This window comes from Pantoea hericii (assembly GCF_014155795.1).
Taxonomy (GTDB): domain Bacteria; phylum Pseudomonadota; class Gammaproteobacteria; order Enterobacterales; family Enterobacteriaceae; genus Pantoea; species Pantoea eucalypti.
Genome location: NZ_SCKV01000008.1, coordinates 72,111 through 93,210, shown reverse-complemented (window position 1 = coordinate 93,210; position 21,100 = coordinate 72,111). Strand labels below are relative to the sequence as shown.

The following is a 21,100-nucleotide window of genomic DNA, read 5'->3' as shown; positions in this document are numbered from 1 at the left end:
GGCGATCCCAGGCGCTACGATGAAGAAGAAAAGACCGGTATTACAGGATGTTGCCGATCGCGTCGGCATTACTAAAATGACCGTCAGCCGTTACCTGCGTAATCCTGAGCAGGTCTCTGTTGCCCTGCGGGACAAGATTGCAGTGGCACTGGATGAGCTGGGTTATATCCCCAATCGCGCCCCCGATATGCTTTCTAACGCCACCAGTCGCGCCATTGGCGTGCTGCTGCCGTCACTCACCAACCAGGTTTTCGCCGACGTATTGCGCGGCATTGAAGCCGTCACCGACGAAGCGAACTATCAGACGCTGGTCGCCCACTTTGGTTACAACCCGCAAAAAGAGGAGCGGCAACTGCGCTCGCTGCTGGGCTGGAACATCGATGGCGTGATTCTCACCGAACGTACCCATACGCCAGGCACGCTGCGCATGCTGGAAGTGGCCGGTATTCCGGTGATAGAGATGATGGACAGCGTCACACCCTGCCTGGATATGGCCGTCGGCTTTGATAACGTTGAAGCAGCCCGGCAGATGACGCGGACTATCCTGAGTAAAGGCCATCGTCACACTGTCTACCTCGGCGCACGCCTTGATGAACGTACGTTGCAGAAGCAGCAGGGTTATGAAATCGCCATGCGCGAAGCGGGACTGACGCCACGCAGCGTGATGATGGAAGAGGCTTCTTCATTCAGCGCCGGTGGCGATCTGCTGCGTGAGGCGCAGCGTCTTTATCCTGAAACGGATAGCCTGTTCTGTACCAATGACGATCTGGCGGTCGGGGCGATGTTTGAGTGCCAGCGGCAGGGATTACAGGTGCCCTCGCAGATGGCCATTGCCGGTTTCCACGGCCATGACATCAGCCAGGTGGTGACGCCACAACTGGCGACCGTGCTCACGCCACGTGACCGCATGGGGCGTGAAGCGGCGACGCGGCTACTGGCGCGCATTGCCGGTGAAAGCAGCGATAATCGGCTGCTGGATGTCGGTTTTGAAATCAGTGAAGGTGGCAGCATCTGATTGTGGCGTTTTTATGAGTCAGCTCACACTTTCATGCTTTTCCTGGTAAAAAGGTTGCCAGGCTGTTAACCGGCCAGGAGAATGAGAAACGACATTGTTATCGGTAACATTGGCAAATTCTCACCTGCCGGAGCAGAAAAATGACAACGCAATCCCCGTCACATCACGTCTTCATCCTGATGGGCGTTTCAGGCAGCGGAAAGTCTGCCGTCGCCAACCAGGTTTCTCACCAGCTCAACACGGCCTTTCTTGACGGTGATTTTCTCCACCCGCGTGCCAACATCCTGAAAATGGCCGATGGTCATCCACTGGATGACAGCGATCGTCAGCCGTGGTTACAGGCGCTGAACGATGCCGCGTTTGCCATGCAGCGCACCCAGGCGATCTCTATCATTGTCTGTTCAGCCCTGAAGAAAAGTTATCGCGACATTCTGCGTCAGGGAAATGACAACCTGCGTTTTGTTTACCTGAAAGGCGATTTCGACACTATCGAAGCCCGTCTGAAAGCGCGTAAAGGCCACTTCTTCAAGCCGCAGATGCTGGTAACTCAGTTTGCCACGCTGGAAGAGCCAGGCAGCGATGAGTCGGATGTACTGGTGGTGGATATCGCGCATTCACTGGACGATGTGGTGGCAGCTACGGTTGCCACTATCCAGGACGCTATCAGCCAGGGTTAGAGATGAATACCGCAACACTCGTTTTGACCGCAGCAGGCTCTGTCCTGCTGCTGCTTTTTCTGGTGATGAAGGCGCGCATGCACGCTTTTGTCGCGCTGATGTTAGTCTCCATTGGTGCCGGACTTTTCTCCGGCATGCCACTCAACAAAATCGCGGAAACCATGCAAAAGGGGATGGGCGGCACGCTCGGTTTCCTTGCCATTGTGGTTGCGCTGGGCGCGATGTTCGGCAAAATCCTGCATGAAACCGGCGCCGTCGATCAGATTGCTATCCGGATGCTGAAAACCTTTGGTCAGAGTCGTGCCCATTATGCGATGGGCATTGCCGGTCTGATCTGCGCGCTGCCGCTCTTCTTTGAAGTTGCCGTGGTGCTGCTGATCAGCATCGCGTTTGCGGTGGCGCGGCGTACCGGCGGCAATCTGGTGAAACTGGTGATCCCGCTGTTTGCGGGCGTTGCGGCGTCGGCGGCCTTCCTGCTGCCCGGACCGGCCCCGATGCTGCTGGCCTCGCAGATGCACGCGGACTTTGGCTGGATGATCCTGCTGGGTCTGTGTGCGGCGATTCCCGGCATGCTGATTGCCGGGCCACTGTTTGGCAACTTTATCGGCAACCACGTCACGTTCAGCGCGCCGCCGGAAGATCATCAGCCGGATGTCGATGAGAGCAAGCTGCCGTCATTTGGTTTCAGCCTCTCACTGATCCTCTTCCCGCTGGTGCTGGTTGGCCTGAAAACCATCGGCGCACGCTTCACAACCGAAGGCACCACGCTGTATGAATGGCTGGAATTTATCGGCCATCCTTTCACTGCGATCCTGCTGGCGCTGCTGGTGGCGATTTATGGCCTGGCTTACCGTCAGGGTATGGATAAAGAGCGGGTGATGCAGGTGTGTGGCAGCGCGCTGCAACCGGCCGGGATTATCCTGCTGGTAATTGGTGCAGGCGGTGTGTTTAAGCAGGTACTGGTGGATTCTGGCGTCGGTCCGGTGCTGGGCAATGCGCTGACCGGCGCAGGACTGCCGATTGCGCTGGCCTGCTTTATCCTGTCGGGCGCGGTGCGGGTTATTCAGGGGTCGGCGACGGTCGCCTGTCTGACCACCGTCGGGCTAATCATGCCGGTGATTGAACCGCTGCACTACAGCGGTGCTCAGCTGGCAGCGCTGTCGATCTGCATCGGCGGTGGCTCAATCATTATCAGCCATGTGAACGATGCCGGCTTCTGGCTGTTTGGCCGCTTCACCGGGGCCAGCGAAGCGGAAACGCTGAAGACCTGGACGCTGATGGAGACCATTCTCGGTACCGTTGGCGCGGTGGTCGGGATGATTGCTTTCGAACTGCTTTCCTGACCAACCTGACGGGCTAACTGCCCGTCAGTTTTTTTCCCGCGAGCGCGGGAAGAGTAAAAAAGGGAACAGCAGATAAGGCGCCACTACCAAAAGGACAATGACGCCGGATGAATAGCCAGCGTCATTTATTCTTCTCACCCCGCAGGAAAAAACAGGCAGAATAAACAGCAGCAGCGCGATTAAGCCAATTTCATGCAATGGCCCGGTAAACCATTGCAGATAACTGCAGAACCAGGCCAGCTGGAACAGCAGGAAAATAAAATAGCTCGTCCTGCCTTCACGCCCTTGATAATTAAAGGTGCGCAAAAAACAGCTTTTGATGATCTGCAGCAGACTGTTCATGCCCATTTTCTTCTTATCAGAGCAAAAAGAACCAGCGTGATGGCGGCGGCAGATAAGTAAACCCAGGCAAAATCAGTAACGTCAACCTGCATCAGCTGCGCGTCATTCAGCGCCGCTTTCTGGCCCGGGAAGGATAGTACGGTCAGGCCCAACCTCATTACATTTCCCCCGCGTTTTCAGACGCTGCATCTAATTTTCGATACTGCCTGCCATGGATATCTCTTTTTGCGGCATTATATAAATATTATTATTCATTTCAATGCCGTAACGTTGTGATAAGCCGGCTGAATGAAGGCGGCAGCCTGCTCGCCTGCCAGGATAAAAGGACACAGGTGCGCTTACAACTTCAGATAAGCCCGAATGCCATCCAGGAACATCTGGGTGGCCAGCATAATCAGTATCAATCCCATCAGCCGCTCCAGCGCATTCACGCCTTTATCACCCAGCAGACGCAGGAACAGTCCTGACATCAGCAGAATGCCGACCGTCACGCCCCAGGCGATCAACAGCGCACCGACCAGATGCGACATCTGATGTGGATACTGATGCGATAGCAGCATCAGCGTTGCCAGCAGCGATGGCCCGGCGACCAGCGGAATCGCCAGTGGTACCAGGAATGGCTCTTCACCCGCCGGTAAGCCTGAACTGCTGCTTTCCGCCGACGGAAAAATCATTTTGATGGCGATCAGAAACAGAATGATCCCGCCAGAAATCGATACCGTTTCGGTGCGCAGATTTAAAAATGCCAGAATGCGTTCGCCGGTAAACAGGAACAGCAGCATGATGATCAGGGCAATCAGCATTTCACGGATTAGCACAACCCGCCGCCTTTTCGGCTCCAGATGCTTTAAAACCGACATAAAAATCGGCAGATTGCCCAGCGGATCCATAATTAACAACAATAATATTGTCGCCGAAATCATTTCAGTCATCGGTTTTACGCCATGTTGTTCGCGAAAAAGCAGAGTTATTAGTTACGCTGCTGAAAAAGTTAGCGTAATCGAATTAATTCACTTGCTACCCGGCCTGCATTTTGTAGAGTGAGGGGACACAGGTAAATCTTATTATTACGCAGAGCGGCGTGAAAATAGCACGCCGCTCTCTCCTCTGAAATGAAAAGCAGGTGTAACTGCCTTAGACGGACACGACATGAAGAATGTAGGTTTTGTTGGTTGGCGCGGCATGGTCGGCTCAGTGCTGATGTCCCGCATGAGTGAAGAGCGTGATTTTGATGCAATCAATCCGGTCTTCTTCTCGACGTCGCAGCATGGTCAGGCGGCACCCGCGTTCGCGGGCAAACAGCAGGGCACACTGCAGGATGCGTTTGATATTGAGGCGCTGCGCGCGCTGGATATCATTATTACCTGCCAGGGTGGCGACTACACCAGTGACGTCTATCCTAAGCTGCGCGCCAGCGGCTGGCAGGGATACTGGATTGATGCGGCCTCCACGCTGCGCATGAAAGAGGATGCCATCATCATCCTCGATCCGGTTAACCACGCGGTTATTCGTGACGGCATCGACCGTGGCATCAAAACCTTTGTTGGCGGTAACTGTACCGTCAGCCTGATGCTGATGTCACTGGGCGGTTTGTTTGCTCAGGATCTGGTTGAGTGGGCCTCAGTTGCCACCTATCAGGCAGCCTCGGGTGGCGGTGCGCGCCACATGCGCGAATTGCTGACCCAGATGGGCATGCTGCACGATCACGTTGCGCCTGCATTGCAGAACCCGGCTTCCGCCATTCTCGACATTGAGCGTAGCGTGACCGACTTCACCCGTTCCGGCACGTTACCGACCGACAACTTCGGCGTACCGCTGGCGGGCAGCCTGATTCCGTGGATTGATAAGCAGCTGGACAACGGCCAGAGCCGCGAAGAGTGGAAAGGCCAGGCAGAGACCAACAAAATCCTTGCCACCTCTAAAGTCATCCCGGTTGATGGCTTGTGCGTACGTGTCGGTGCGCTGCGCTGTCACAGCCAGGCCTTTACGCTGAAACTGAAACGCGATCTGCCGCTGGCGGAAATCGAACAGCTGCTGGCCTCTCACAATGAGTGGGTCAAGGTGGTGCCAAATGACCGTGAGCTGACGATGCGTGAACTGACGCCTGCCGCTGTCACCGGCACGCTCACCACACCCGTTGGCCGGTTACGGAAACTCAATATGGGGCCGGAATATCTCTCGGCCTTCACGGTGGGCGACCAGTTGTTATGGGGCGCAGCCGAACCGCTACGTCGCATGCTGCGGTTGTTAATCAGCTAAACAGAAATAGCACCAAAGGCCGGATTTACCCGGCCTTTTTTGTTTTTGTCGTATGCAAAACAACCTGCCGTTTCGCTTACTCAGTGATCAGCTTCCCTTTTTTGCCAGCCGTTAAAGAATATTTTGCTTAAGTCCATGGCAACTGCCGTGACCAAGCTATGATTTAACCATGATGTGCCACAGGTAACCCTTGTGCTTTCCGGATTAAATGGTTGTGGTACGCGACAAAAACACTTTTCCCATGGAATGGCCTGACTGCTTTGTCGTTGTACGTATGGCTCAATGAAGAGCAGCGCAGGTGAAGCGCGACAGGCTATGTTGCGTTCATTTCGGCTGCCAATTATCACAGGAAGAAAGTCATGTCAGAGCTTCCCGATCGCGATGCGATCAATGCCCTGTTTGCGGGTAATTATGCCGACCCTTTTTCGTTACTAGGGATGCACCGAACTCAGCAAGGCCTTGAGGTCAGGGCATTGCTCCCCGAAGCGCTTGAAGTGTGGGTCATTGAAACCTCCACCGGGCGTAAACTGGCTCAGCTGGTGTGTGAAGATGCACGCGGCTTCTTCAGTGGCGTCATTCCACGCCGTAAAAATCCATTCCGTTATCAACTGGCGGTCAACTGGCATGGTCAGCAAAACCTTGTCGATGATGCCTATCGTTTCGGGCCTCTGCTGCAGGAGATGGATCTGTGGCTGCTGGCGGAAGGGACGCATCTGCGCCCTTATGAGACGCTGGGCGCGCACGGCGACGTGATTGATGGCGTCTTCGGCACCCGCTTCTGCGTCTGGGCACCCAATGCCCGTCGCGTTTCCGTGGTTGGCGATTTCAACTTCTGGGATGGCCGCCGTCATCCGATGCGTCTGCGTCAGGAGTTAGGTATCTGGGAGCTGTTTGTGCCAGGTGCTGTTAATGGCCAGCTCTACAAATATGAAATTATCGATGCCAATGGTGAGCTGCGCATCAAAGCGGACCCGTACGCCTTTGAGGCACAGATGCGTCCGCAGACGGCGTCGATGATTTGTGGTCTGCCGGAGCCGGTTGAGATGAAAGAGGAGCGCAAGGCCGCCAACGCTTTCGACGCGCCCATCTCAATCTATGAAGTCCACCTGGGTTCCTGGCGTCGTCACACCGACAACAACTTCTGGCTGAGCTACAAAGAGCTGGCTGAACAGCTGGTGCCTTACGTTAAAGAGATGGGCTTTACCCATATCGAACTGCTGCCCGTTAACGAACATCCGTTTGACGGCAGCTGGGGCTATCAGCCGCTGGGCATGTATGCGCCGACCCGCCGTTTTGGTACGCGTGACGAGTTTCGCGCCTTCATTGACGCTGCCCATGAAGCGGGCCTCAACGTGCTGCTCGACTGGGTGCCAGGCCATTTCCCCAGCGATGATTTCGGTCTGGCGAAGTACGACGGAACAGAGCTCTATGAGCACAGCGATCCGCGTGAAGGCTTCCACCAGGACTGGAACACCCTGATCTACAACTTTGGCCGCCGCGAAGTGAGCAACTACCTGTCGGGTAATGCGCTCTACTGGACGGAGCGCTTTGGCATCGATGGCCTGCGTGTGGATGCGGTCGCGTCGATGATTTACCGCGACTACAGCCGCAGTGAAGGGGAGTGGGTGCCAAATCAGTACGGTGGCCGTGAGAACCTGGAAGCGATTGAGTTCCTGCGCTACACCAACCGCACGCTCGGCACGGTAGCATCCGGGTCGGTGACAATGGCTGAAGAGTCTACAGACTATCCTGGCGTGACGCGTCCAACTGAAGGTGGCGGGCTGGGCTTCTGGTTCAAATGGAATCTGGGCTGGATGCACGACACCCTCGACTACATGAAAGTCGATCCCATTTACCGCAAGCATCATCACAATTTGATGAGCTTCGGCATGATGTACAACTACACTGAAAACTTTGTGCTGCCGCTATCGCATGATGAAGTGGTGCACGGTAAACGCTCGATTCTGGATCGTATGCCGGGCGATGCCTGGCAGAAGTTCGCCAACCTGCGTGCCTACTACGGCTGGATGTGGGCCTTCCCGGGCAAAAAATTGCTGTTTATGGGCAATGAATTTGCCCAGGGCCGTGAGTGGAACCATGACGTCAGTCTCGACTGGCATTTGCTGGAAGGGGAGGATAACTGGCACAACGGCGTTCAGCGTCTGGTGCGTGATCTCAACCATACCTATCAATACTACACGCCGCTGCATCAGCTCGACTTCGATCCGGCAGGCTTTGAGTGGTTAGTGGTAGACGACGCAGAGCATTCCGTCTTCGCCTTTGTGCGCCGCGATCGTGAAGGCAACGAAGTGATCGTGGTCAGTAACTTTACGCCGGTGCCGCGCCCGGGTTATCGCTTTGGCGTCAACCAGCCGGGCTACTGGCGCGAGGTGCTGAATACCGACCAGCATGATTATCACGGCAGTGACGTGCGAAATCAGCGGGTACATACCGATGAGCAGGAGAGCCACGGACGACCGCAGTCGCTGAGTCTCAATCTGCCACCGCTGGCAACAGTATGGCTGGTGCGGGAGGCTGAATGACCATCACTGCCGGCGATCCCGAACCGCTGGGTGCCAGTTACGATGGCAAAGGCGTTAACTTCACCCTGTTCTCACAGCATGCAGAGCGCGTAGAGCTCTGCCTGTTTGATGAACAGGGCGCGGAACAGCGTCTTGACCTGCCTGGCCGCAGTGGGGATATCTGGCACGGTTATGTTCCGGCGTTAAAACCGGGACAGCGCTATGGCTACCGGGTGCATGGCCCCTGGGCGCCGCAGCAGGGACACCGTTTTAATCCGGCGAAGTTGCTGGTTGACCCCTGCGCCCGCGCCGTGGAAGGCGATGTGCCTGATGATCCGCTGTTTCATGGCGGTGAAGCGCAGCCCGATCCGCATGACAACGCGGCGATTGCGCCGAAGTCCCGGGTCGTCGCGGAGGATTTTGACTGGCAGGGCGATGTCGCACCACGTATCCCGTGGGGTAACACAGTGATTTATGAAGCCCACGTGCGCGGCCTGACGCAGCAGCATCCGGAAATTCCGGAAACGTTACGCGGGACTTACGCGGCGCTGGGTCATCCTGTTATGGTGAATTACCTGCGCGATCTGGGGATTACCACTCTTGAGCTGCTGCCGGTTGCCCATTTCGCCAGTGAACCGCGACTGCTGCAGCTTGGCCTGAGTAACTACTGGGGCTACAACCCCTTTGCACTTTGGGCGGTGGATCCCCGGTACGCCTCCGGTCAGCCGGGCGTAACGCCGCTTCAGGAGTTCCAGCAGGCGGTTAAAAACCTGCATGCTGCGGGTATCGAAGTGGTGCTGGATGTGGTGTTTAACCACACAGCCGAACTGGATGTGATTGGCCCGACGATTTCAATGCGCGGCATCGATAACGCCAGCTACTACTGGCTGGATGAGCAGGGTGAGTATCAGAACTGGACCGGCTGCGGCAACACACTGAATATCCACCATCCGCAGGTGATGACGTGGGCCCTGGAGGCGCTGCGCTACTGGGTGCGGGTCTGCCACGTCGACGGCTTCCGCTTTGACCTTGCGCCGGTGCTGGGCCGCACGCCCGATTACCAGCGTGATGCGCCCTTTTTTGACGCGATACGCGCCTGTCCGCTGCTCTCTCAGGTCAAGCTGATTGCGGAACCCTGGGATATCGGCCCTGACGGCTATCAGGTTGGCCGCTTTCCGCCACCGTTTGCCGAATGGAACGATAAGTTTCGCGACACCGCGCGTCAATACTGGCTCCATGGTGGCTTAAGCAATGGCGAGTTCGTTCGCCGCTTTGCCGCCTCCAGCGATCTCTACCAGCACGACGACCGGCCGCCACACGCCACGGTTAATCTCATCACCGCCCACGACGGCTTTACGCTGTGGGATGTGGTGAGCTTTGAACGTAAACACAATGAGGCGAACGGGGAAGATAACCGCGATGGCCATGGTGATAACTACAGTCACAACCACGGCAAAGAGGGGCTGAACGTCAGCTTTGACGTCATTGAACGCCGTCGCCGCAGCGTACGGGCACTGCTGACGACGCTGCTGCTGTCACAGGGCACGCCGATGCTGCTGGCAGGTGACGAGCGTGGCCACACCCAGCGCGGTAATAACAACGCTTACTGTCAGGACAACGCGCTGAGCTGGCTTGACTGGCAGGCGGATGAGAAAGGATTAGTCGGATTCACCGCAGCACTGATTGCTCTGCGCCAGCGCATTCCGGCGCTGACCGCAGATCGCTGGTGGCAGGACGGTGACGGCAATGTGCAGTGGCTCAATGCCGGTGGCCAGCCACTGCAACACGATGAATGGGCACAGGGAATGCACAGATTGCAGATCCTGCTGTCCGGCCGCTGGTTAATAACAATAAACGCCACGGATACGGTGAATGACATCGTGTTACCAGACGGAGAATGGCGTGCCCTTCCTCCTTTCGCCGGGGACGACAACCCCATCCTGTTAACTGTCTGGCATGGTCCCGCACACGGTGTGTGCGTGTTCCAAAAGCAATCATAAGGAGTCAGACATGGTTAAGTTAGATAGAACAGATCACCTGATGCTGGCCCGCCAGCTCCCTACACAGACGGTTGCTCTGATCCTCGCCGGCGGACGCGGCACGCGACTGGTCGATTTAACGGCTAAGCGTGCCAAACCTGCGGTGCATTTCGGCGGCAAGTTCCGCATTATCGACTTTGCCCTCTCCAACTGCGTTAACTCCGGTATCCGACGGATTGGCGTAATTACGCAGTATCAGTCCCATACCCTGACTCAGCATATCCAGCGTGGCTGGTCCATCTTCAATGAAGAGATGAATGAGTTTGTCGATTTGCTGCCAGCGCAGCAGCGCTTTTCGACCGAACAGTGGTATCGCGGTACGGCCGATGCCGTGACGCAAAACCTTGATGTGATTCGCCGCTATCAGGCGCAGTACATCGTGATCCTTGCCGGGGACCACATTTATAAGATGGATTATTCACGCATGCTGCTGGATCACGTGGTCAACGAGGCGAAATGTACCATTGCCTGTTTGCCCGTGCCGGTACATGAAGCCACGGCGTTTGGTGTGATGGCGGTGAACGAAGAGAACATGGTGATCGACTTCGTGGAAAAACCTGCGAAGCCGCCTACCATGCCAGGTGATGACACGCAGGCGCTGGCCAGCATGGGGATCTACGTTTTTAACGCGGACTATCTCTATGCGTTGCTGGAGGAAGATCTGCAGACGCCAGGCTCTAACCATGACTTTGGCAAAGATATTCTGCCGAAAATTGTGGCAAGTGGCGAAGGCTATGCACACTCTTTCGCGCTCTCCTGCGTTCAGAACGACGACAACGCGCCACCTTACTGGCGTGATGTCGGGACGCTGGAAGCCTACTGGCGCGCCAATCTCGACCTGGCATCGGTGATGCCGGAACTCGATATGTATGACGTCACCTGGCCGATTCGTACCCATATGGAGCCGCTGCCGCCAGCCAAATTTGTTCAGGATCGTTCCGGCAGTCACGGGATGACCATGAATTCATTGGTTTCAGGCGGCTGCATCATCTCCGGTTCGGTGGTGGTCAACTCGGTGCTGTTCCCACGGGTACGCGTTAACTCGTTTTGCAATATCGATTCAACTGTACTGCTGCCTGATGTGGTCGTTGGCCGATCGTGTCGTCTGCGTCGCTGCGTGATTGATCGCGCCTGCGAACTGCCGGAAGGCATGGTGATTGGCGAAAACCCCGATGAAGACAGTCGCCGGTTTCATCGTTCGGATGAAGGGATCGTACTGGTAACCCGCGCCATGCTGGCCAGACTGGCCAAAGCGGGGCTGTAAGCGATAAGCGGAACTTACGCAATCGGCACGCGGAGCGTGCCGGATAACTTAATGAGGTCGAGGATGCAGGTTTTACATGTCTGTTCAGAACTTTTCCCGCTGCTGAAAACGGGCGGACTGGCTGATGTAGTCGGGGCATTACCTCAGGCGCAAATTGCGGGCGGTACGGATACGCGGGTGCTGTTGCCTGCTTTTCCCGCATTGCGCAAAGGCATACCTGATCTCCAGGTAGTGACGGAGCGAGAGACATTTGCTGGTCATATACGTCTGTTATTTGGTGAATTTAACGGTGTGGGCATCTACTTAATTGATGCGCCCGGCCTCTACGATCGTCCTGGTAGTCCTTATCATGATGAGTCGCAGTTTGCGTATGTCGACAACTATCTGCGCTTTGCGCTGCTGGGCTGGGTTGGCTGCGAACTGGCGTGTGGCATGGATTCCATGTGGCGTCCCGATATCGTGCACGCGCACGACTGGCATGCAGGCCTGACCTGCGCCTATCTGGAAGCACGAGGACGTCCGGCTAAGTCGGTGTTCACGGTGCACAACCTGGCGTATCAGGGCCTGTTCATGGCGCATCATATGGATGAGATTGGCCTGCCATGGTCATTCTTTAACATGCATGGGCTGGAGTTCTTCGGTCAGATCTCTTTCCTGAAAGCGGGACTCTTTTACGCCGACCATATCACGGCGGTCAGTCCGACTTACGCCCATGAAATTACCTCTGCTGAATATGCTTACGGCATGGAAACCCTGCTGGCGCAGCGGATGCGGGAAGGTCGTCTTAGCGGGATTCTTAATGGCGTTGATCCCTCTATCTGGGATCCGGCGCACGACCTGCTGCTGAGCGCACGCTATAACCGCGACACGCTGGAAGCAAAAGCAGAAAATAAACGTCAGCTGCAGGTTGCGATGGGCCTGAAAGTGGATGATAAAGCGCCGGTGTTCTGCGTGATCAGCCGCCTGACTAAACAGAAAGGTCTGGACCTGGTTTTAGAGGCGCTGCCTGGCTTGCTGGCGCAGGGCGGACAGCTGGTGCTGCTGGGTCAGGGCGATGCCGAACTGCAACAGGGATTCCTGGCGGCGGCGGCGGAACATCCCGGAAGTGTAGGCGTGCAGATTGGCTATCACGAAGCATTTTCACACCGCATTGTGGGTGGGGCGGACGTCATTGTGGTGCCGAGTCGCTTTGAGCCCTGCGGTCTGACACAACTTTATGGCCTGAAGTATGGTACGTTGCCGTTAGTGCGACGTACGGGTGGACTGGCCGATACCGTTAATGACAGCTCGTTAGAGAATCTGGCCGACGGTATCGCCAGTGGATTCAGTTTCGAAGATGCCAATGCCTGGTCGCTGTTACGGGCCATCCGACGTGCGTTCGTATTGTGGTCCCGTCCTTCGTTATGGCGCTATGTTCAGCGCCAGGCGATGGCAATGGACTTTAGCTGGCAGGTGGCAGCAACAGCCTACCGTGATCTCTACCAACGTTTGATGTAACGGATTGGGAAAACTGGATATGAACGCACCTTTCACTTACGCCTCACCAACGTTGACGGTTGATGCCTTAAAGCATTCGATTGCCTACAAACTGATGTTTACCATTGGCAAAGATCCCTCTATCGCCAACAAGCACGAGTGGCTCAACGCCTCGCTGCTGGCGGTGCGTGATCGGATGGTTGAGCGCTGGCTGCGTTCCAGCCGTGCCCAGCTCTCTCAGGATGTCCGCCAGGTTTATTACCTGTCGATGGAGTTCCTGATGGGCCGCACGCTGGGGAATGCGCTGCTGGCGATGGGGATTTATGACGATCTCAACCAGGCGCTGGATGAGATGGGGCTGGATCTGGCCGAGCTGATGGAAGAGGAGAACGATCCGGGACTGGGCAACGGCGGTCTCGGTCGCCTGGCGGCCTGTTTCCTCGATTCGCTGGCGACGCTGGGCATGCCGGGCCGTGGCTACGGCATCCGCTATGACTACGGCATGTTCAAACAGAACATCGTGGAAGGTGAGCAGAAAGAGTCTCCGGATTACTGGCTTGAGTATGGTAATCCGTGGGAATTCCAGCGTTTCAATACCCGTTACAAAGTGCGTTTCGGCGGTCGCGTGCAGCATGAAGGCACGAAAGTGCGCTGGCTGGAGACCGAAGAGATTCTGGCGATGGCTTATGACCAGATCATCCCGGGCTTCGACACCGACGCCACCAACACCTTACGACTGTGGGGTGCGCAGGCCAGCAACGAAATCAACCTCGGTAAGTTTAACCAGGGTGATTATTTCGCGGCAGTGGAAGATAAAAACCACTCTGAGAACGTGTCGCGCGTGCTCTATCCGGATGACTCTACCTATTCCGGCCGTGAACTGCGTCTGCGTCAGGAATATTTCCTGGTCTCCGCGACGGTGCAGGACATCCTGAATCGTCACTGGCGGATGCATCAGACCTGGGACAACCTGGCGGACAAAATCGCCATTCACCTCAACGATACCCATCCGGTATTGGCGATCCCTGAACTGATGCGCCTGCTGATTGACGACCATAAGTTCAGCTGGGACAGCGCCTTTGATGTCTGCTGTCAGGTCTTCTCCTATACCAACCATACGCTGATGACCGAAGCGCTGGAGACCTGGCCGGTTGATATGATCGGTAAGATCCTGCCGCGTCACCTCAGCATTATTTTCGAGATTAACGACTTCTTCCTCAAGACCATTCAGGATCACTACCCGGATGATTTGGATCTGCTGTCGCGCATTTCGATCATTGATGAGAACGACGGCCGCCGGATTCGCATGGGCTGGCTGGCGGTTGTGGTCAGTCACAAAGTGAACGGCGTGTCTGAGCTGCACTCCAATCTGATGGTGCAGTCTCTGTTTGCCGATTTCTCGCGCCTCTTCCCAGGGCGTTTCTGTAACAAAACCAACGGTGTGACGCCACGTCGCTGGCTGGCGCTGGCCAACCCGGCGCTGTCAGAGGTGCTGGATGAGGAGATTGGTCGTAACTGGCGCACCGATCTCAGTCAGCTGAGCGAACTGAAAGCGCAGATCGACTATCCGGCGTTTATTGAAAAAGTGGCGGTCGCCAAGCATCAGAATAAGCGCCGCCTGGCTGACTGGGTCGCGAAGAATCTGGACGTGGTGCTCGACCCGAACGCGCTATTCGATGTGCAGATCAAGCGTATTCACGAGTACAAACGCCAGTTACTCAATGTGCTGCATGTGATCACCCGCTACAACCGAATCAAGGCCGATCCGCAGGCGAACTGGGTGCCGCGCGTGAATATCTTTGCCGGTAAAGCGGCATCAGCGTATTACGTTGCCAAGCACATTATTCACCTGATCAACGATGTCGCGAATGTGATCAACAATGATCCGCAGGTGAAGAACAAGCTGAAGGTCGTTTTCATCCCGAACTACAGCGTGAGTCTGGCGCAGATCATCATTCCGGCGGCCGATCTTTCTGAACAGATCTCCACCGCAGGCACTGAAGCCTCCGGCACCAGTAACATGAAGTTTGCGCTGAATGGCGCGCTGACTATCGGTACGCTGGATGGGGCTAACGTTGAGATGCTGGATCACGTTGGTGAAGAGAACATCTTTATCTTCGGGAATACCACGCCACAGGTCGAAGCGCTGCGTAAGAACGGCTATAACCCGCGTGACTATTACGAAGGCGATGAGGAACTGCACCAGGTGCTGACCCAGATTGCTTCAGGTCTGTTTAGTCCGCAGGATCCGGGCCGCTACCGCAATCTGTTCGATTCACTGGTTAACTTCGGCGATCACTATCAGTTACTGGCGGATTATCGCAGCTACGTAGATACCCAGGATAAGGTGGATGCGCTCTACCGTAAGCCGGATGAGTGGCAGCGCCGCGCGGCGAAAAACATCGCCGGAATGGGCTACTTCTCGTCGGACCGTACTATTCAGGAGTACGCTGACGAGATCTGGAATATCTCGCCGGTAAGGTTGTAAGGCTCCTGCAGTAAATTTTGTTTTCTCTGCGGCCGAGGGATCGACCGCACTCTTCCTCTTTCTGCTTTTTTCCCACGCCACACACCTCTAAAAAATTCAGCCGCTTATCGACTCCAGGCCTGTAAATGCCCGTTGTGCGAGCGTGATCATTACACCCTGGTGAAGAATCGTTACTATGCGGACATGCAAAACGACCCTACAGGCAACCGCAGCCAATGAGTGACAACATTAACCAGGAAATTACCTTCCGTAAGCTCAGCGTCTTCATGATGTTTATGAGCAAAGGCAATATCGCCCGCACGGCGGAAGCGCTGGAGCTGAGCAGCGTCAGCGTGCATCGCGCCCTGCACACGCTGGAAGAGGGCATCGACTGCCCGCTGTTTATTCATAAAGGCCGCAACCTGGTGCCGCTGCCGGCTGCCTGGACGCTGCTGGACTATTGTCGCGACGTGACCACACTGATGGGCAAAGGCATTGAAGAGGCGCGCAAAGTGGCGGGTATCGGCGGGGGTCGCCTGCGGCTTGGCACACTCTACTCGCTGACGCTTGAAACCATTCCCCGCCTGATCATGGGCATGAAGCTGCGTCGTCCAGCCCTGGAGCTTGACCTGACTATGGGGTCGAATCAGATGCTGCTCAATATGCTGGAAGATGACGCGCTGGATGCGATTCTGATCGCCACCGATGAGGGCGAACTCAGTGATGCGCAATTTGAAGTGATTCCGCTGTTCACAGACAGCATCTTTCTGGCCATGCCGGCTGGAGAATCGCAGAGCGCAACCGGACCGGTGGATCTGCGTGATTATGCTGACCGTGATTTTGTCTCACTGGCAGAGGGATTCGCCACTTATGCCGGTTCACAGGAGGCATTTCAGATTGCCGGATTTGAACCGCGCATGGTTACCCAGGTAAATGACATCTTCTCGATGATAAGCCTGGTGCAGGCGGGCGTGGGTCTGGCGCTGATTCCGGGACGGATGAAGAAGGTGTATGAAAATAACATCCAGCTGCTGAGGCTGGCTGAGCCTTACCAGATGCGTCAGCAGATCTCGATTGTCTACTCACATCACCGCGAACGTGACAATGACCTGCTGGCCCTGGCGGCAGAAGGGCGAATGTACGCCCGCAGCCTTACTGATGTAACCGTTTAACGAGATGCAGTGCCACCTCCACGCTGTTACGTTCCAGACAAATCGCTTCGCCCTGCCAGTTCGCCTGACGCGTCAGACCGGTCAGCACACTGCCAGGCGGCATCTCAATGGCCAGTCGGGCGTCACGCTGATTCGCTGCAACCATCGCATCATTCCACTGCACTGTGCGCGCCATATTAAAGGCAAGATCGTCGGCAATTTTCTCCGGCTCCCAAATCACCCGCGCGGTTGAGCCGCTGAGGTAGGCACAATCGGGGCGGGAGAGGGTGACGGACGCAAAGGCGCGAGCCAGTTCGGCGGCGGGTTTATCCAGCAGCGCGCAGTGCGATGGCACGCTCACCGCGAGCTTAATCGCTTTACTGGCTCCCGCATCCAGCGCCCTCTGCGCGACCACTGCCATATCCTCGTCGCGGCCAGCAATCACAATCTGCGTTTCCGCATTGAGGTTCGCGATGTAGGTGTTACTGCCGGGCAGCAGTTTCTCCAGCTGGCTCAGCGTTAAGCCAGTGATCGCGGTCAGGCCATATCCCTGCGGATACGCCTGCTCCATCAGATCGCCGCGCAGCGCAACCAGCCGCAGGGCGTCGCTGAAATCCAGCGCGCCGGAAATCACCGCCGCAGGAAACGCGCCAATCGATAAACCGCTGACGATATCGGGTTTCACCCCACGGCGGATCAGTTCGCGCGCCCAGGCAACACCTGAAATCAGCAGACAGAGCTGCACGGCTCGGGTGTGGCGCAGTGCATCGGCACTGTCGAGCCGGTCAGCTTCGTCGCCCAGCACCGCACGCACGCGGCTTTTCAGCGCATCCCCCTCAGGCAGATGTTGCAGCATCCCGGCACGCTGGGTGCCCTGGCCGGGGAAGGTAAAGAGTATTTTCATGGATTCTCCCTGCTCCAGGGTGAAGCGGTCAGTATCGGTCCGGTGTCGGTTTTTAACAGCACGCGCTCCTCGCGTAGCCACTCGTTCAGGGCAAAGGCGCCAGACGGCGTTTCCACCTGCGTATCCACCCGGCAGCTCAGCGCGTCGGTTGCTGTCTGCCAGCGTTGCAGCGCATCGCGTGGCAGTGGCTGCGGGGCGCGGATGATGACATCCAGATCGCTGGCGGCGTGCAACACAGGGCATTGCGTTGCCAGCGCATAACCGGTGCTGCCGGTAATGCCCCAGCGCCACGGCCAGGCGGTCTCGCTGAGCGAAATCGCCGCGCTGACAGGCGCATAAGCCGTAAAGGGCGAATCCAGCAGCCGTGTGCGTTCAGCCAGCCATTCTGGCGTCACCACGCGGATAATAGTGTCTGACGTGATCCAGCCAGCGGCGCGTCGCTCACGTCGCTCACCGCGCACGCCAATCGGGATCAAACCGGATTCATGGCGATCGCGCCGCACCACCACCGGCATGTCGGGATGCCAGAACGGGCTGACCCAGCTCTCCTGAATCGTGGCTAAAGCACTGCTGTGTCGCAGCCAGAGCAAATCGTGGGGACGCGGCGCACGCATATTACATTCCTGATGTCAGCGTAATGAACAACGGTAAAGATAAAATACACAGAATTGAGCTTAGCAGCAGCACGGCCTCAGCATCGGGTGACTGCACGCCAAAGCGGTTGCCGAACACCACGCCAAAGAAACCGGCTGACAGCGCTATCATCAGAATAGCGGTGATTGCCACTGACCCGTGAAGTCCCAGCGCCAGCACCAGACCCCAGGCGATAAAGGGCTGAATCAGCAGTTTGGCAACCGTCCCGACGCCGACGATGGCGTTGAGTTTCAGCTGACGTGCGGAGAGGATCACGCCGGTCAGGAACAGCGCGGCGGCGGTGGCTGCCAGCCCCAGCGGCTTAATCGCTGAGATGACCAGCTCCGGCATTCTGAAGCCCAGCGCCGACAACACCACACCCAGCAGCGGGCCAAGAACGATCGGCTTTTTGAGCGAGCGCCACATCAGCACCGGCAGCATGGTCACTGTCGAACCCACATTCTCACCGGCAATGCGCGCTTTTTCCCGTTCCAGAATCAGCAGGCAGAAGGGTGTCATCAGCACCGAGCCGCAGGCAATTGAAACCGCAACAGAAAGTGAAGTTGCTGAACCTTCTCCCAGTACGCTGCCCAGAATCGGCAGCCCCAGCGCGGCGTAATTGGGCAGGGCGACAGTCAGCGTTAATACCGCAGCATCCTGAGGCGACTTTTTAAACAGGCGGGTCGCCAGGAAATAGAGTGCCACATAGGTTATCCACATCGCCCCGGTTAAGACCACAATCAACGGCGACTGCGCCACGATACCCGACCAGGGTGTCTGTACGGTGGCACTGAACAGCGCAGCGGGCAGCGCAAAATCCATCACGAAAATATTGAGCAGGGAGACATCTCTGTTATTGACCATTCCGGCCTTACCGGCCCAGAAACCTAACAGCATAGTGATAAAAATTGGAGCAAGGGCATGAACAATTATGTAAATCATAAATCACCTGTAATTAAGAGAAAAATTCTTTAAAAACAGCGATGTTTATAATTCTGAACACGGCCACTGCTCCGGGGCGCACGTCGCGATGCGCCCCGTCAGACCGGTTTCGGCAGGTTGGTTTTTTTTATGTCATTACCAGGTCGCGCGCATACGTTCGCGAACCAGGGAGGAGCTTTGACGATTAGAGGCGCCAAGGCGGTTTTTCAGGGTAGGATCCTGACGCGCGTCACTGATCGCCTTCTGTAATGCAATTTCGACCATCGCCACATCAGCGTCAGACGGCGCATCAGGATTAGCAACGTTCAGCAGATCAGAGAGCAGACCCAGCGTGGCGAAGTTATTCACGTCATATGCCATTGGGGGAATGGTGGCGGCCAGTTTCTCCAGCGCCTCTACCGAACGCAGTGTGATGCGCGCCGCTGACGCTTTGCCCATGGCATGGACCAGCACGCCCTGATCGTTGAGCGCAATCAGGCGGTTGGCCTGATATCCGTGTGCCAGGAACGCACCGGACATTGCTTTACCCACAATCAGACCAATCACCGGATGACCGTCAAGGCGCGCATTCGCATAGGCGCCTGCTGCACCTGCCAGCGCCTGGTGAATGCCAAACGCCTCTTCGCGGCGACCGTAGGCCTGACTGGGGACGTCGATCACCGCCACAATCGGACGTTTCACAGCGCTGTTTTTGTCAGCTTCCCGCGTTTCATTCACCACTTTCGCCAGCGTCCAGCCTTCCAGCAGACCCACTTCGCCCTGCGCGGCGCGCGGATAGTGGTTTTGGGCATCGGGCACGACGGCGATAAAGCGGACATCTTCGCCATTAAGCTGGCCGTCAGCCACCTGAACAGAGGCGCACAGACCGCTCAGGCGCTGTGCATCAGGTGCAAGTTTTTCCAGCCAGGTTGCACCACGGCTGCTTGTCTGCGTCATTATTTCTCCTCCCGGGCGAAAAGCTGTTTAATCTGCGCGGTGTCCGCCTGCTGGCGGGTATCGAACTGCGTCAGACGTGACAGGAAGTCGTCATACTTATCACTGCGGTTCTGCGCCGGAACGCCCCTGGCAATAAAATCATGCATCGCGGTTTTCACGGCATTGATACCGTCATTCACCAGCGCATCGACCAGGCCACTGGCGTAGCGGATTTCGCCGCCGGTCATGCTCCAGATAAACGGACGATCGCGAGAGTCGTACTCTTCAATTCCCGCTTCCTGCTCAATCACCTGTGGGCCGTTCAGGCCCAGACGGGCTTCACGGGTCACAATCAGGTAGCTGCAGAGCGCGGCGGCGATAGACATCCCACCGAAGCAGCCAACGGTGCCGCTGACGATGCCGATCACCGGGGTGTAGCGGCGCAGGTCGACAATCGCCGCATGAATATCGGCAATCGCTGCCAGCCCCAGGTTCGCTTCCTGTAACCTCACGCCACCGGTCTCAAGGCAGAGCACCGCCTGTGTCGGGATGCCATTGCGATTGTCTTCTGCCGCCAGCTCCAGCGCCGCCGCCATTTTCGCCCCGGAGACTTCGCCCATGCTGCCGCCCTGGAAGGTGCCTTCGATGGCGATCACCACCGCAGACTGACCGTTCAGCGTGCCGCGTGCCACGACCATGCCATCATCGGACTGGGGCACCACGCCCTGCGGAGCCAGCCAGGGCGACATGATGCCCTCAAAAGGATCCAGCAGTTCGCGGTAGCTGCCCGCATCCAGCAGCGCATGCGCACGTTCGCGGGCACGTAATTCAATAAAACTGGCATCGTTACGCATGACTCACCTCCTCAAAAACCTGTTCAATACGAATACGCGCCACGCCGGGTGTCGCACCGAAATCGTGGATAATCATCTCTCCGGCGGGCAGACCGTTGATTAAGTTCAGGCGGTCAAACAGCGCTTTCCAGCGGGCGTCGCTGTTATCCAGTGAGGTGGTGATATTGACGTTCAGTGTCTGGCCTTCAGTTGCGGTGTACAGCACTTCCATATCACCGGAACCAACGACCCCGGCCAGCGCTCTGCCACTGAGCAGGCGGTTAGCAGGTAGAGATAATGTGATGTGTTCCATAATGG

At 56.7% G+C, this 21,100-nt stretch carries 19 protein-coding genes; 11 read left to right on the top strand and 8 right to left on the bottom strand.

Annotated elements, in window-relative coordinates; translation table 11 throughout:
* The first annotated feature begins 19 nt into the window (after nucleotides 1-19).
* From gntR to gntU, 3 genes are all read left to right on the top strand, one after another.
* The gene (gene gntR, locus H7K52_RS16955) at nucleotides 20-1,015 is read left to right on the top strand and encodes a gluconate operon transcriptional repressor GntR (RefSeq protein ID WP_003853061.1); all 996 of its coding nucleotides are present in this window, start codon (nucleotides 20-22) and stop codon (nucleotides 1,013-1,015) included.
* A gap of 140 nt (nucleotides 1,016-1,155) precedes the next feature.
* A complete protein-coding gene (gene gntK / locus H7K52_RS16950) occupies nucleotides 1,156-1,692 on the top strand; it encodes a gluconokinase (protein WP_003853059.1) in 537 nt (178 codons plus the stop codon).
* Nucleotides 1,693-1,694: 2 nt separating this feature from the next.
* On the top strand, nucleotides 1,695-3,035 hold the full coding sequence (gene gntU / locus H7K52_RS16945) for a gluconate transporter (RefSeq protein WP_008926287.1): 1,341 nt from the start codon (nucleotides 1,695-1,697) through the stop codon (nucleotides 3,033-3,035).
* Between the two features lie 24 nt (nucleotides 3,036-3,059).
* Here gntU and H7K52_RS16940 read toward each other — a convergent pair whose 3' ends face one another.
* On the bottom strand, nucleotides 3,060-3,275 hold the full coding sequence (locus H7K52_RS16940) for a DUF805 domain-containing protein (RefSeq protein ID WP_259400768.1): 216 nt from the start codon (nucleotides 3,273-3,275) through the stop codon (nucleotides 3,060-3,062).
* Between H7K52_RS16940 and H7K52_RS18980 the strand changes: the two genes are divergently transcribed.
* Entirely contained in the window at nucleotides 3,228-3,437 is a 210-nt protein-coding gene (locus tag H7K52_RS18980) for a hypothetical protein (RefSeq protein ID WP_238329316.1), read from the top strand. The genes H7K52_RS16940 and H7K52_RS18980 overlap by 48 nt on opposite strands.
* Before the next feature lie 278 nt (nucleotides 3,438-3,715).
* Here H7K52_RS18980 and H7K52_RS16935 read toward each other — a convergent pair whose 3' ends face one another.
* A complete protein-coding gene (locus tag H7K52_RS16935; RefSeq protein WP_003853054.1) occupies nucleotides 3,716-4,309 on the bottom strand; it encodes a YhgN family NAAT transporter in 594 nt (197 codons plus the stop codon).
* A gap of 217 nt (nucleotides 4,310-4,526) precedes the next feature.
* Here H7K52_RS16935 and asd point away from each other — a divergent pair, with 217 nt between their 5' ends.
* The 7 genes from asd to H7K52_RS16900 all read left to right on the top strand — a co-directional run bounded on the left by asd (nucleotide 4,527) and on the right by H7K52_RS16900 (nucleotide 16,576).
* Complete coding sequence (gene asd / locus H7K52_RS16930) at nucleotides 4,527-5,636, top strand: aspartate-semialdehyde dehydrogenase (RefSeq protein ID WP_003853053.1); 1,110 nt, start codon at nucleotides 4,527-4,529, stop codon at nucleotides 5,634-5,636.
* Nucleotides 5,637-5,995: 359 nt separating this feature from the next.
* Nucleotides 5,996-8,179, top strand: coding sequence for a 1,4-alpha-glucan branching enzyme (glgB, locus tag H7K52_RS16925; protein ID WP_003853052.1), 2,184 nt, complete (start codon nucleotides 5,996-5,998; stop codon nucleotides 8,177-8,179).
* Nucleotides 8,176-10,158 carry a glycogen debranching protein GlgX gene (gene glgX, locus H7K52_RS16920; RefSeq protein WP_003853051.1) on the top strand — a complete coding sequence of 661 codons (1,983 nt, stop codon included), beginning with the start codon at nucleotides 8,176-8,178 and terminating at the stop codon, nucleotides 10,156-10,158. The genes glgB and glgX overlap by 4 nt, the downstream gene beginning before the upstream one ends.
* Before the next feature lie 10 nt (nucleotides 10,159-10,168).
* Nucleotides 10,169-11,461, top strand: coding sequence for a glucose-1-phosphate adenylyltransferase (gene glgC, locus H7K52_RS16915; protein WP_003853050.1), 1,293 nt, complete (start codon nucleotides 10,169-10,171; stop codon nucleotides 11,459-11,461).
* A 63-nt stretch (nucleotides 11,462-11,524) separates the two neighbouring features.
* Nucleotides 11,525-12,958 carry a glycogen synthase GlgA gene (glgA, locus tag H7K52_RS16910; protein ID WP_003853048.1) on the top strand — a complete coding sequence of 478 codons (1,434 nt, stop codon included), beginning with the start codon at nucleotides 11,525-11,527 and terminating at the stop codon, nucleotides 12,956-12,958.
* Nucleotides 12,959-12,977: 19 nt separating this feature from the next.
* The gene (gene glgP / locus H7K52_RS16905; RefSeq protein WP_008926283.1) at nucleotides 12,978-15,425 is read left to right on the top strand and encodes a glycogen phosphorylase; all 2,448 of its coding nucleotides are present in this window, start codon (nucleotides 12,978-12,980) and stop codon (nucleotides 15,423-15,425) included.
* Between the two features lie 215 nt (nucleotides 15,426-15,640).
* Complete coding sequence (locus tag H7K52_RS16900; protein ID WP_008926282.1) at nucleotides 15,641-16,576, top strand: LysR family transcriptional regulator; 936 nt, start codon at nucleotides 15,641-15,643, stop codon at nucleotides 16,574-16,576.
* Here H7K52_RS16900 and mdcH read toward each other — a convergent pair.
* The 6 genes from mdcH to mdcC form a co-directional block, all read right to left on the bottom strand.
* Nucleotides 16,557-17,459, bottom strand: coding sequence for a malonate decarboxylase subunit epsilon (gene mdcH, locus H7K52_RS16895; protein ID WP_008926281.1), 903 nt, complete (start codon nucleotides 17,457-17,459; stop codon nucleotides 16,557-16,559). The two genes, H7K52_RS16900 and mdcH, sit on opposite strands and share 20 nt — an antisense overlap.
* A complete protein-coding gene (locus H7K52_RS16890) occupies nucleotides 17,456-18,073 on the bottom strand; it encodes a malonate decarboxylase holo-ACP synthase (RefSeq protein WP_008926280.1) in 618 nt (205 codons plus the stop codon). Before H7K52_RS16890 ends, mdcH begins: the two co-directional genes overlap by 4 nt.
* Nucleotide 18,074: 1 nt before the next feature.
* Nucleotides 18,075-19,034 (bottom strand): AEC family transporter, encoded by a 960-nt coding sequence (locus H7K52_RS16885; RefSeq protein WP_182630246.1) that lies wholly within the window; start codon nucleotides 19,032-19,034, stop codon nucleotides 18,075-18,077.
* A 135-nt stretch (nucleotides 19,035-19,169) separates the two neighbouring features.
* Nucleotides 19,170-19,970: a biotin-independent malonate decarboxylase subunit gamma gene (gene mdcE / locus H7K52_RS16880; RefSeq protein ID WP_003853040.1), complete on the bottom strand. Its 801-nt coding sequence runs from the start codon at nucleotides 19,968-19,970 to the stop codon at nucleotides 19,170-19,172.
* On the bottom strand, nucleotides 19,970-20,803 hold the full coding sequence (locus H7K52_RS16875) for a biotin-independent malonate decarboxylase subunit beta (protein ID WP_078805134.1): 834 nt from the start codon (nucleotides 20,801-20,803) through the stop codon (nucleotides 19,970-19,972). The genes mdcE and H7K52_RS16875 overlap by 1 nt, the downstream gene beginning before the upstream one ends.
* Complete coding sequence (mdcC, locus tag H7K52_RS16870; RefSeq protein ID WP_008926277.1) at nucleotides 20,796-21,095, bottom strand: malonate decarboxylase acyl carrier protein; 300 nt, start codon at nucleotides 21,093-21,095, stop codon at nucleotides 20,796-20,798. Before mdcC ends, H7K52_RS16875 begins: the two co-directional genes overlap by 8 nt.
* Nucleotides 21,096-21,100 lie beyond the last annotated feature (5 nt).